This window comes from Flavobacterium aquidurense (assembly GCF_001404985.1).
Lineage (GTDB): Bacteria > Bacteroidota > Bacteroidia > Flavobacteriales > Flavobacteriaceae > Flavobacterium > Flavobacterium aquidurense_B.
Map to the genome: position 1 here is coordinate 382,859 of NZ_JRLF01000012.1, position 12,534 is coordinate 395,392.

11 protein-coding genes are annotated in these 12,534 nt (G+C 32.8%); 3 read left to right on the forward strand and 8 right to left on the reverse strand.

Annotated elements, in window-relative coordinates:
- Positions 1–11: 11 nt before the first annotated feature.
- Together RC62_RS13465 and arsC are read right to left on the reverse strand one after the other, a co-directional pair.
- Positions 12–2,456 (reverse strand): outer membrane beta-barrel family protein, encoded by a 2,445-nt coding sequence (locus RC62_RS13465; RefSeq protein ID WP_055095975.1) that lies wholly within the window; start codon positions 2,454–2,456, stop codon positions 12–14.
- A 95-nt stretch (positions 2,457–2,551) separates the two neighbouring features.
- The gene (gene arsC, locus RC62_RS13470; protein ID WP_055095977.1) at positions 2,552–2,896 is read right to left on the reverse strand and encodes an arsenate reductase (glutaredoxin); all 345 of its coding nucleotides are present in this window, start codon (positions 2,894–2,896) and stop codon (positions 2,552–2,554) included.
- A 114-nt stretch (positions 2,897–3,010) separates the two neighbouring features.
- Between arsC and RC62_RS13475 the strand changes: the two genes are divergently transcribed.
- Together RC62_RS13475 and RC62_RS13480 are read left to right on the forward strand one after the other, a co-directional pair.
- Positions 3,011–3,946, forward strand: coding sequence for a CPBP family intramembrane glutamic endopeptidase (locus tag RC62_RS13475; protein WP_055095980.1), 936 nt, complete (start codon positions 3,011–3,013; stop codon positions 3,944–3,946).
- Between the two features lie 4 nt (positions 3,947–3,950).
- Positions 3,951–4,994 (forward strand): AMP-binding protein, encoded by a 1,044-nt coding sequence (locus RC62_RS13480; protein WP_055095983.1) that lies wholly within the window; start codon positions 3,951–3,953, stop codon positions 4,992–4,994.
- 68 nt (positions 4,995–5,062) lie between these two features.
- Here the strand turns inward: RC62_RS13480 and RC62_RS13485 are convergent, their stop codons facing one another.
- From RC62_RS13485 to RC62_RS13495, 3 genes are all read right to left on the reverse strand, one after another.
- Positions 5,063–6,295 (reverse strand): RsmB/NOP family class I SAM-dependent RNA methyltransferase, encoded by a 1,233-nt coding sequence (locus RC62_RS13485; RefSeq protein WP_055095985.1) that lies wholly within the window; start codon positions 6,293–6,295, stop codon positions 5,063–5,065.
- 144 nt (positions 6,296–6,439) lie between these two features.
- Entirely contained in the window at positions 6,440–8,413 is a 1,974-nt protein-coding gene (locus RC62_RS13490; RefSeq protein WP_055095987.1) for a KUP/HAK/KT family potassium transporter, read from the reverse strand.
- 134 nt (positions 8,414–8,547) lie between these two features.
- The gene (locus RC62_RS13495) at positions 8,548–9,798 is read right to left on the reverse strand and encodes a hypothetical protein (RefSeq protein ID WP_055095989.1); all 1,251 of its coding nucleotides are present in this window, start codon (positions 9,796–9,798) and stop codon (positions 8,548–8,550) included.
- Positions 9,799–9,919: 121 nt separating this feature from the next.
- Between RC62_RS13495 and RC62_RS13500 the strand changes: the two genes are divergently transcribed.
- Positions 9,920–10,981, forward strand: coding sequence for a WD40/YVTN/BNR-like repeat-containing protein (locus RC62_RS13500; protein WP_055095991.1), 1,062 nt, complete (start codon positions 9,920–9,922; stop codon positions 10,979–10,981).
- 71 nt (positions 10,982–11,052) lie between these two features.
- Here RC62_RS13500 and RC62_RS13505 read toward each other — a convergent pair whose 3' ends face one another.
- Genes RC62_RS13505 through RC62_RS13515 form a run of 3 tightly spaced genes read right to left on the reverse strand, consistent with a single transcriptional unit; the run spans position 11,053 to position 12,516 of the window.
- Entirely contained in the window at positions 11,053–11,511 is a 459-nt protein-coding gene (locus RC62_RS13505; protein WP_055095993.1) for a hypothetical protein, read from the reverse strand.
- 12 nt (positions 11,512–11,523) lie between these two features.
- Positions 11,524–11,940: a hypothetical protein gene (locus tag RC62_RS13510; RefSeq protein WP_055095995.1), complete on the reverse strand. Its 417-nt coding sequence runs from the start codon at positions 11,938–11,940 to the stop codon at positions 11,524–11,526.
- Positions 11,941–11,973: 33 nt separating this feature from the next.
- Positions 11,974–12,516 (reverse strand): RNA polymerase sigma factor, encoded by a 543-nt coding sequence (locus tag RC62_RS13515; protein WP_055095997.1) that lies wholly within the window; start codon positions 12,514–12,516, stop codon positions 11,974–11,976.
- Positions 12,517–12,534: the final 18 nt, after the last annotated feature.

The following is a 12,534-nucleotide window of genomic DNA, read 5'->3' on the forward strand; positions in this document are numbered from 1 at the left end:
TTTGTTGAATATTATCCAGGGAATTCTCCGCCGCCGTCACCTTCATTTTTAGGTGCTCCCGGTTTTTCTCTATCACTTTTAGCTTTGTTGAAACGATAAGTAAACGATAAGTTGAACTGACGCTTACGAAATTGCATTTCACCATAAGACGTTTGGTTTTCAAGATAAGTATATGATTTCATGATTCTTGAATTGAAAACATCACTAATATTAAAAGCAATTGTAGCTTTGTCTTTCAGTACATCTTTGCTTAAAGCAGTGTTCATACCAAACTGACCTAGGTTTTTACCCTGAGCAGTTTTTTGCTCACCGTTATACATACCGGTTAATTGCCAGTCTATTTTGTATGGTAAAGTTACTTTTGAGTTGATTCTGGCAAACCATGAATTTGCCTGATTGTCCAGATTTTGTACTACAAGTAAACCATTTGCATCTTTATAGCTGTTTTCTCCAGTTGTTTTTACGTTATAAAGATTGAAGTTACTGTTTAATTTCCACCATTTAAACGGAGTGTAATTTAGTGTAAATTCAAAACCAAATTTTTGTTCTTTTCCTAAGTTTATTGGTCGGCTTAGAATAACAGGAATTCCGTTTACATTCTCACCCGTAGGAGATCGAACAAAACTAAAAACATCTTTAGTATCTTCAAAATAAGCCGAAGTATTAAAGGTTACTTTATCCCAACGTTTGATATAGCCAATATCGTATTTATCCGTAAGAGATGGATCTAAGTCAGGATTTCCTTGAAAAATGTTGATATTACTGGAGTAATTTACCGCCGGATTCATAAAACGTCCTCTGGGTCTTGATAAACGCTTGCTGTAACTTGCCGTAAAATTACTCTGATCAGAGATTTCATAACTAATAAATGCACTTGGAAACAAGTTGTTGTATTTTTTAGTGTTAAAATCGTTCGAATCTAATAGATTGACCTGAATGTTTGTGTCTTCCCAACGTAAACCAAACAAATAAGAAAATTTATTTACTTTAAAACCATATGAAGTATAAAGTGCATTGATGTTCTCTTTGTATTCTAAGGTATTTGATAAATTAGGAAGTGCTTCTCCCTGATCATCACGAACAAAATATTCGTTATTCAAATCTCCAAAACTTCCTTTATATCCAGCTTCAAACTGGCTTCCTTTTCCTAAAGGCAACACATAATCTGCCTGTAATTGTACTTGTTTCTGAACCTGATTGTTTAGAGTATTATTGAAATTATCTGAACCTGTAATAACACTATTGCTATCGTCGGTATTTCTTGAAATAGATAAATCAGCGGTTAATTTATGACCTTTATCGTTGAAATTTTTAATTAAGTTCGAAGTATATTCTACATTTTCACTTCCGGTATCTCCGGTATTTAAACGATATGTTGAACCGGTATAATTACGACCTGCATCAAAATTATTATAATTGATTAAATCCCTGTCTTCACCAGTGTTTTTTTGATAATTGATGGCGTTTGTCCAAAAAGTGTTTGGTGCAACGGTCCATTCGATACCAGCTCTTCCGTTAAAACCTTCTCTGGTTCTTTTAGTATCACGATCTTCGTCCAGGAAATTTTTGGTTGTACCGTCTGGGTTAAAATATTCAGAATTAGTTAAACCAGCACCTTCATTGGTTCTGTAGTTGTATCCAGCTGTAGTAAAATAGTTGAATTTTTCAGTCTTATAATTCAAATTGGCACTTGCGCCATAAGTTTCCGGAAGTCCTGTAGAAGCTATAAAAGTTCCGTTAAAACCTTGATTTTTTCCTTTTTTAAGAATGATATTGATAATTCCTGAACCACCTTCGGCATCATAACGTGCAGATGGGTTGGTGATTACTTCTACTTTGTCAATAGCATCGGCAGGAAGCTGACGTAAAGCTTCGGCAACATTGATGGCATTAGACGGTCTACCGTCAATTAATATTCTGATATTATCACTTCCTCTTAAGCTTACATTTCCTTCCGTATCAACAGAAACAGAAGGCACGTTGTCTAAAACATCACTTACAGTTCCGCCTTTGACCATCATATCCTGACCAACATTGTATACTTTTTTGTCTAGTTTTATTTCTACTGTCGATTTTTCCTGACGAATAACAACTTCATTTAATTGTGCTGCATCTTCAGATAAATTCACAACGCCTAGATTTGTATCATCCTGAATATTCTTTCCTTTGATTTCAGTAGCTTTAAACGAAATAAATTCAATTTTTATATCATAAGTTCCCGGCGCAACTGCAACATCAAATTCCCCTTTAGGATTTGTGATTCCGCCCGCAATAACTTTAGTGTCATTTGGTGCAGTAATTGAAATTGTTGCATATTCAAGGGGTTGTTTGCTTACTTTTTCGAAAACTTTTCCCGTTACTTTTACTTTGTTTTTGGCAGGTGGTTCCTGTTGTGCATAGTTGTAAAAACTTGTAAGAAAGAATACAAGCAATACAGCAAATTTGATTTTTTTCATTGTTATTTTTGGTTTCAATTACTTTTTAGACCGCAAATGTAGCTTTTGGTTTAAAGAGAGAAATCACAAAAATATGTTAATACGCTTCTTTATAATCAATCTAAAAAAGAGGCTACACGATCCAAATCCCTTCCTATAATAGCTTTTCCGTCTTTTATAACAATTGGACGTTCAATCAAAATTGGGTTATCAATCATTGCCTGAATGATCTGGTCGTTTGTTAGTTCTTGCCCTTTGTAATTTTCAATCCAGATTTTTTCCTTAATACGTACTAATTCAATTGGTTGAAGGTTTAGTTTTTCTAAAAGTTTTTTAAGTTCGTCAAAACTTGGGGTTTCTGTTAAATAAGGTATTATTTCATATTCCTGATTTGTTTGTTCAATAAAGGCAAGACAGTTTCTTGATTTTCCGCAACGAGGATTATGGTAAATTTGTATCATTTTAGTAAATTTAAAGTGTTGTAAGATAATTAAACTAAAAAATCGGTATTTTAGCAAGACCAAAAATAAGATTTACTTATCAAATCGAATTCTCATTTTTAAATTATTATAAATATGTTTTTAGAACAAGGAATTAAACCTCAGAATAAATTTTGGCTATATCTTATAGGGTCAGTTTTAATTATTATTGCGTCATTTATTGGTCAGATTCCTTTTTCGGTTGCAGTGTTATATAAAACTTTTAGCAGTAAAGAGGTTTTTCCAACAGATAATGCTGCTGTTATGAAAGTATTCGAGCCTAATATGACCTTATTTCTGGTAATGATATCTTTTGTTTTTGCACTTGCAGGAATTTATTATGTGGTAAAGTATTTGCATCATCAAACATTTTTGTCAATTACGACCTCAAGAAATAAAGTAGATTGGAAACGTGTTGGTTTTTCCTTTTTTTTATGGTCTTTCTTTTCTGTTTTAAGTTTTCTGGCTGTATACTTAAAAGCTCCTGAGAATTTTATATGGAATTTTAAATTGATCCCTTTTTTAGTTTTAGTTGCTGTAGGATCGATTTTAATACCAATACAAACCAGTACCGAAGAATATGTTTTTAGAGGTTATTTGATGCAGGGATTTGCTAATTTGGCACAGAACAGATGGTTTCCGTTGTTGATGACGTCACTCATATTTGGTTCTATGCACGTTTTTAATCCGGAAGTAACAAAAATGGGTTACGTTATTATGATCTATTATATTGGTACAGGATTATTTTTAGGAGTTATTACCCTTATGGATGAAGGTATAGAGTTGGCCTTAGGTTTTCATGCTGCCAATAATTTGGTTGGCGCTTTGTTGGTTACTTCAGATTGGTCGGTTTTTCAGACGCACTCTCTTTTTAAAGATATGTCAGATCCTTCTGCCGGTCTTGATGTAATACTTCCTGTGGTAGTAATTTATCCTATTTTGCTTTTTATTTTTAGTAAAAAATACAAATGGACAAACTGGAAAGAAAAATTAACTGGGAAAATAAATGTTTTAGAAATTTCAAATCAATAATATCATGTCACATTTAACACATAAAAATGTTCACAATTATTTTAAAATAAATGGTTTTCATTTAAACGCAGAGGAGTTGCGCCGTGTTGCTTATGATTATATAAAAGAAGGTAACAGCAACGAACAGGTGATTGGTGAATTTTTACTGGATTGGTTCGATGATAAGGAATATATCGAAATGAGAACTTCCGGAACAACGGGATTACCAAAATTGGTGCAATTAGAAAAACAAGCTATGATCCAGTCGGCTTTAGCGACAGGTGACTTTTTTAAATTAGAGCCTGGAAATAAAGCTTTACTTTGTTTGCCTGTAAAATTTATTGCCGGCAAAATGATGTTGGTGCGAAGTATAATTTTAGGACTTGAACTAGATATCGTAGAACCAAGTACACATCCTTTGGCGCTAAATTCAAAAGTCTATGATTTTGTGGCAATGGTTCCCTTACAAGTTCAAAATTCTATAGAAGCGCTAAAAAACATTAAAAAACTAATAGTTGGTGGAGCTAAAATGGATGCTTCCTTAGAGGAAAAAGTTTTACCATTACTTAAAACAGAAGTATATGAGACATATGGTATGACTGAAACGATTACTCATATTGCAGCGAAGAAGGTAGGAGAAAATGTTTTTACAGTTTTGCCAAATGTAAAAATTGCCCAGGATGATCGTGGATGTCTGGTTATTACCGTTCCAACTATTTCTGAAGAGCCTATTGTTACCAATGATTTAGTTGAGGTAGTAAGAGAAAATCAATTTATATTTTTAGGTCGAATTGATAATGTCGTAAATAGTGGAGGAGTAAAGCTAATTACGGAGCAGATTGAAGCAAAGCTGATTAGTAAAATAAACACGAGATTTTTTGTCACCGGAGTTCCTGATACCAATTTAGGCGAAAAATTAATTTTGGTTATCGAAGGCGAAAAGCAAGATTTTGCTTCAGACTTTTTTGATGTCCTGGATAAATACGAAAAACCAAAGGAAATTGTTTTTGTTCCTAAATTTAAAGAAAATGAAAACGGGAAATTATTACGTAAACCAAGTTTGCTATAATTATCATATAACAAAAAAAAGCCTTTAGAGATAATTCTAAAGGCTTTTTTTATAAAGTAATCTTGAGTTTATTCAGCTATTACTACAGCATTTTTACGTTCTAATAATGCCATGTAAAATCCGTCGAAACCAGACTCTGAAGCTAAAATTTTACGATCTTTTATGAAAGTAAATTGTTTTCCGATTTCAGTTTTTAAGAATTTTTCTACTTGTTCCTGATTTTCTGATGGTAAAACAGAACAAGTTGCATAAACTAATTTTCCGCCCGGCTTTACAATTTTAGAATAGCTTTCTAAAACTTCTGCCTGAACTTTACGAATGTTATCAATAAACTCAGGTTGTAATTTCCATTTGGCATCCGGATTTCTTTTTAAAACTCCTAAACCACTACATGGTGCATCAATTAAAACACGATCTGCTTTTTCGTGTAGTTTTTTAATCACTTTTGTAGTATCAATGATACGGTATTCAATATTAAAAGCGCCATTTCTTTTTGCTCTTAATTTTAATTGCTTCAATTTGCTTTCGTACAAATCCATTGCAACCAATTGTCCTTTGTTTTCCATTAAAGAAGCAATGTGCAATGTTTTTCCTCCTGCTCCTGCACAAGTATCTACCACACGCATTCCTGGTTTTACATCCAGGAAACCGGCAACTAATTGTGAGTTTGCATCCTGAACCTCAAAAAGTCCTTGTTTAAAAGCATCTGTCAAAAACACATTAGCTCTTTCTTTTAACACTAAAGCTTCAGGTTGATCTTTTAAATATTCTGTTTCAATATTCAAATCCATCAAAGTATTTCTAAGGCTTTCTTTTGTTCCTTTAAGCGTATTGGTTCTTAAAATCACTTTTGCAGGTTGGTTTTGAGCCGCAATTTCTGTAGCCCAAACTTTTTCACCTAATTCTTTCACACCTAGTTCATCCATCCAGTCCGGAATAGATTCTTTTAATGCTCTGATTTTAGAAAGTTCATCAAAACGTCCTTTTATTTTTCTTTCCGGAGTTCCTTCCAGTTGTTTCCAATCCGGAATTGGATATCCTCTTAATACAGCCCAAACTGCGAACATTCTCCATAAGTTTTCTCTGTCGAAAGGCTCTTTTACTTCGGCAATTTCTGAGTATAATCGTTTCCAACGAACAATTTCGTATATCGTTTCAGCAACAAACTTCCTGTCAGAACTTCCCCAACGTTTGTCTTTTTTTAATGCTCTTGCTACCACTTTGTCTGCATATTCTCCTTCATTGAAAATTGCATTTAAAGAATCGATGGTAGTATAAACTAAATTTCTGTGTAATCTCATTTTAATTATTTGAGTTGCAAAGGTACTATTAATTGATTGAAAGTTAAATTTTTAATTTTGATTCTTGTTTTAACTTCTCTTAAAAGAAAAAAAACACTCTGATAAAGTTTAAAAGAGTGTTTTTTTGATGTATTTTATAAGTGTTTATTTTATAATTCTCGTTAGTCCGATATTTTCCGGAGCGTGAAGCACCATAGGAAATTTCTCTATTTTTACAGAACTACTGTCTAAACCAAATGCTCTTTCTTCAGATAAACTCAGTTTCTTGATAAAGAAATAAGAGTTCATGATAATGTTTTCGTGCCATCTTAAATCGTTGTCATTCGATAGGAATTTCTCGGACAATACAAATTTAAAGTCACCAATAATATTGTTTTTGTTCAATGATTCGTAACGGCTTGTAATATCTACTTCTCCGCGTTTTACCATATCACGAATTACTTCCCTGAACATTAAATTGATTTTTGTAGGTTCTCTAAAACCTAGGTTAAAATCGATTCTGTAGATATCATCTTTCGCAATCTCAGTAACTTTATATTGTGTTTTATAAGGTTCAGTAAGAATGTTTACATGTACAAACCAATAAATATCAGCTCTTTTAGGACGTTTTTGTAATATAGAATAAATTACTTTTTCCTCTAATTCATCAACACGATTTGCATTGGTCATGTAAACCAAATGCGTGGCATATTTAGGAATTGATAAGTCTTCACTCAACTCCATTAATACTTTTTTATAATCGTCAATTTTGATGATTTTAGTGTAGCTTTTATTAATTTTCTTAGCCAGATACCAAATCGTCATAATCGAAATCAGAATCATGGCAATGATTAGGGTTACATAACCACCCTCAGCAAATTTGGTAATATTAGCAATTAAGAAACTAAATTCTATCAATAAATAAATTGTGATAAGCGGTACCATCAAATACAATTTTACTCTTTTCATTATTAAATAATAATTAAGTAAAATAGTGGTCATAATCATACATAGAATGATAGCAAGACCATAGGCATGCTCCATGTTGCCTGATTTTTCGAAATGCAGCACGATTCCAACACAACCAAAAAACAATAACCAGTTAATCGACGGGATGTATAATTGTCCTTTGACTTCAGTAGGATATTTGATTTTTACCTTTGGCCAGAAATTCAGTCGCATTGCTTCATTTATCAAAGTAAATGAACCGCTAATAAGTGCTTGAGAAGCAATAACAGCTGCTAAAGTTGCAACAACAATCCCAAACGGAAGAAACCAATGTGGCATGATGAGGTAAAAAGGGTTTCCGTTTTCTCCACCTAATTGCTGTAAAGTGCTTCCTTCATGATGAATTAGATAAGCTGCCTGACCAAAATAGTTTAGTACTAAAGTTGTTTTTACGAAAATCCAGCTAATTCTGATATTTTTTCTTCCACAGTGTCCCATGTCAGAGTATAAAGCTTCTGCACCCGTTGTACATAAAAACACAAAACCAAGTACGAAGAAACCATCAGGATGAATCGATAATAAATGGTAAGCATAATAAGGATTTACTGCTTTTATTACCTCCGGATGATTTATAATCTGGATAGTTCCAAGAGTTCCCAACATAGCAAACCAAATTAGCATCATTGGAGCAAAAAACTTTCCAACCAGCTTGGTTCCAAATTGTTGTATGGTAAATAATATGAACAAAATTCCGATAACAATATATACAATTGTTTCAGTTTGCATTGTAGGATAAAAAGCTCTGATTCCTTCTACGGCAGATGATATCGAAATAGGAGGGGTTATAATTCCATCGGCAAGCAAGGCACTTCCACCAATTATGGCGGGCACGATGAGCCATTGAATTTTAGTTTTTTTGACCAGTGCGTACAGTGCAAAAATACCACCTTCGCCGTGATTATCAGCGCTTAAGGTAATAAGAACGTACTTTATGGTAGTTTGTAGGGTCAAAGTCCAGAAAACACAAGAAATTCCACCCAGAACAATGTCAGAATTAATGGCGTATTCACCAAGTATGGCTTTCATTACATACAATGGAGAAGTACCAATATCCCCATAAATAATCCCTAATGTTATCAATAAACCCCCTATAGACAACTTACTATGTAAGTTTTTATGCGATGCGCTCATGTATGTTTTTATAAAAGACGGTTGCAAATTTACTGTTTTAAAACAAATTAGCATCAATTATAATTAAAAAGATAAAAAAAAGCACAATCGTCAAATTGTGCTTTAGTTTTTTATTTAGAAATGCGAATTTATTATTAACCTCTTCTTCCTCCTGCGCTTCTTCCTCCCGCACCACTTTCTCTTTGAGGCTGGCTGCTTCTTGATTCCTGACTTGCTCTTGGAGCTTCAGAACGTTGCGTATTTTGAGTTCTCATTGAAGATCCTCTGTTTTCTGAATTCCCTCTGTTATCAGAATAACTTCTGGAAGTTTCAGTTCTTTGAGTTGGAGCAGGTCTGGTAGTATTAACCGGACTTTGCGACTTCCCTCTTGAAACATTCGAATTGTTCTGACTATAATCTCTTCTGTTTTCTGTTCTTGGAGTGCTTTCAACTCTTACAGGATTATTTACTGGAGAATTGTTTACAGGATTCGATGTGTTTCTGTCAGAAGACACTGAACGATTTGTATTATAGCTTCTGTCAGTATTAGTTCTGTTTTCAGCATAATTTCTGTTTGGAGCAGTTCTGTTGTCTGTTGAAGATACTCTTCCTGTATTTGATCTGTTTGTGCCGTAATTTTGGCTTCTGCCTGATTCTCTGCTTGCAACACGTCTTTGATCCAGATCATATCTGTTAGACACATTCGAATGTCTTTGAGCAAAGCTATAGTCAGGACGTCTTGTTTCGTAACCGTAGGTACGTCTGGATTGGTATAAAACCGGCGCAACATAACTTCTTCTTGTATTTACATAATTGTAATGATTATTTACGTTGATACATATATTGATGTTGTTTCTATATCTGTAAATTGGGTAAGGTCTCCATGCTGCATAATAAGTTGGATACATATTCCAACCCCATGTAGAATAATATGGTCTGTAATTTGTAACCCAAAATGAGCTGTAAATTACCGGAGCAACGCTATAAACCGGCTCGTAGATGTAATTGTCTCCGTACAAATAAGTGTTACCAACAACCTGAACGCTAACTTTATTATAATTATCTCTTTCTACATCAATTGTAGCAACATCCTGATAAACATCACGATCTAAAACAGCCTGGATAATTACAACATGGGTTCTGTTTTCTACTGATTCTATCACTCTTAAATAATCAACTTCATTGTCGTCATTTAAGTCAAGATTTGAAATTTGATATTTTGGGTCATTCAAACGTCTTTCAAAATCCTGTAGATTCGCTGATTCTCCAAACATAGAGGCAACGGCTCTTAAATCTAAATTATCGCTTATATCTGAATTTTTTGCATATACAGTAGTTTGGCTTTGTACTTGTACAGAACTAAAACCTAGTGTTAGCAGGGCTATAAAAAGTAGTTTAGTTTTCATTTTAAATCATATTAAGATTAATATTGTGAGATATCCAATTACTGTGCCAGAAAAAAACACCTAACTTATTTTATATTTTGTAAATAATTGTATTTTAGCGCCGAATAAACTTTAATTTATTATGAAAAAACTAATTTTATTTTGTTGCGCTTTTGTTTTGTTTATGTCTTTTAAGACGCTGAATTACAGTGATAAAATAGGGTTGAATGGTTATTTTTCGACTGTGAAAATTGATACTTTATTTAAGGATAAAATTAGTATTCGCGCCATCTCAATAGATAAAAATAAGGTCTGGTACGGCGGCGATAATTCTCGTTTTGGATACTATGATTTAGATAAAAATGAGAAATTTGAAGAACATATTTATCGTGATACTTTAAAGTTGGAATTTAGAAGTATAGCACAAACTTCAAACGATGTTTTTTTATTAAGTATAGGAAATCCCGCACTACTTTATCAGGTTTCTAAAAAAACTCAAAAAGTAAAATTAGTATACAAAGAAGTACATGATAAAGTATTTTATGATAGTATGCAATTCTGGAATGATAAAGAAGGAATTGCTGTAGGTGATCCCACCGAAGATACTTTTTCAATTATTATTACACGCGACGGAGGCGAAAACTGGACTAAATTATTGTCTGATAAACTACCTACAAACGCTACAGGCGAGTCAGCCTTTGCAGCCAGTAATTCGAATATTATAATAAAAGGAAATGAAACCTGGATTTTTTCAGGCGGAAAAAAAGCTAGGACTTTTTATTCTCCAGATAAAGGTAAAACCTGGAAAGTAATTGAAACTCCTATAGTTCAGGGTAAACAAATGACCGGAATTTTTACTGCTGATTTTTATGATGCAAAAAACGGTTTTATTGCAGGAGGTGATTATGATTTACCTGATGAAAAAAAGGATAATAAAGCCTTTACAAAAGATGGAGGAAAAACCTGGAATTTGATAGGACAAAATGAAGGTTTTGGTTATGCTTCTTGTGTGCAGTATGTTCCGGGAACAAATGGACAGCAACTCGTGTGTGTGGGATCAGGAGGATTGCAATATTCAACTGATAACGGAGCTTCATGGGTGCAATTGTCAGATGATACCAAACTTTTTACAATTCGCTTTCTAAATAAAAATACTGCAATTGCTGCAGGTTATAATAAAATGGTTCGAATTAATTTTAAATAACAAGAACCCTAAATAATAAAGTAAGTATTATTATATAGGGTTCCTGTCGCTGTTGTACTGTAAAATGTGTTTTAATCTTTACCTGCTTTATCTCGATATTGCTGCAGTAATTTGCGATTAAAATCGTCTTCTGATTTTTTAAGTTTTAGTATTTTTTTTGCTGAAAGTACTTTCTTTAAATTCGTCATGTATTTATCGCGCAAAAGATACAATTCTTTGTCTGTACTTTCCATCTGTGATAAAAGTGTTACAGCTTCCTTTTCAGACATTGAATTGATATTGTCATCATCTAATTTGCGCATGTACGTTTTCATTTTCTGATGTCTTAATTCAAATTGTTTATCGTCATAAGCATTATAAATGGGCCAGAATTTTTCAGCTTCTGTAGAAGTTAATTCCAGCTCAGTCGTTAAAAATGAAACTTTATAAGCTTTAATTTTTTCTCGTTTTTCATCCGTTTTACCACTTTGGGCATAAAACGAAAAACTAATCAGAAAGAGTATTATCGGAAGTATATTTTTGATTTTCATTTTTTAATTGTTTTATTCGGATATTAAATGCTCAATATTTGGATTTGTTGCCAGAATATCCTCCAGGGTTTCATCTTCAATTGCAACATTTTTACTTAGTTCCTGAATGTCTTTTGTATCTAATTTTTGAATCAAATCATATTGATTTAAATTCGATTGGTAAGATAAATAAGTTTCTAAGGTATCTTCATCAAGATCTTTAGAAGTGTTATTGTAATTGTTTATTATAGGAATCATTAATGCAATAACAACAACTGCTGCAGTAAGAAGCGAAAGCACTTTTTTACGTTTGTAAATCGGGATTACTTTTACTTCTTTTTCTTCGTTTACTTGTTGTAAAACTTTTGCCGAAAAATTATCAAAGTAATGTTCCGGAGTTTTAAATCCAGTTGTTATTTTCGGTTCGTTTTCTAATTTAAATGCTTTCATAATGTCTATAAGATATGTTTTATAACAAAAGGTTTAATTTGATGTAACATATATTTCAATTTTTTTTACGGCATGATGATAAGATGCTTTCAAAGCGCCAACTGAAGTTCCCAGAATTTCAGCTATTTCTTCGTATTTTAATTCTTGAAAATATTTCATTTTAAAAACCAATTGTTGCTTTTCCGGCAAGGTTACAATTGCTTTTTGAAGTTTTATCTGGATTTCGTCGCCATCAAAATAAACATCAGCTTTCAGATTGTCAATGGTTTTATTTTGTAATGCTTCAGATGTTAATCCGTTTAATTTAGCTTTCTGATTTAAAAAAGTTAGGGCTTCGTTAGTTGCAATGCGGTACATCCAGGAAAAGAGTTTACTTTCTCCCTTAAAATTCTTTAAATACTGAAAAACTTTTACAAACGTATTCTGCAATACATCATCTGTATCATCATGGTTCAAAACAATGTTTCGAATATGAGAATATAATGGTTTTTGGTAATCAGACAAGAGTTTTTGAAACGCTGTATTCTGCGTTTTAGGATCTAATAATTGTTGTATAAATTCCTTCTCGTCTGTCAAATTTTTCGATTTATCTTA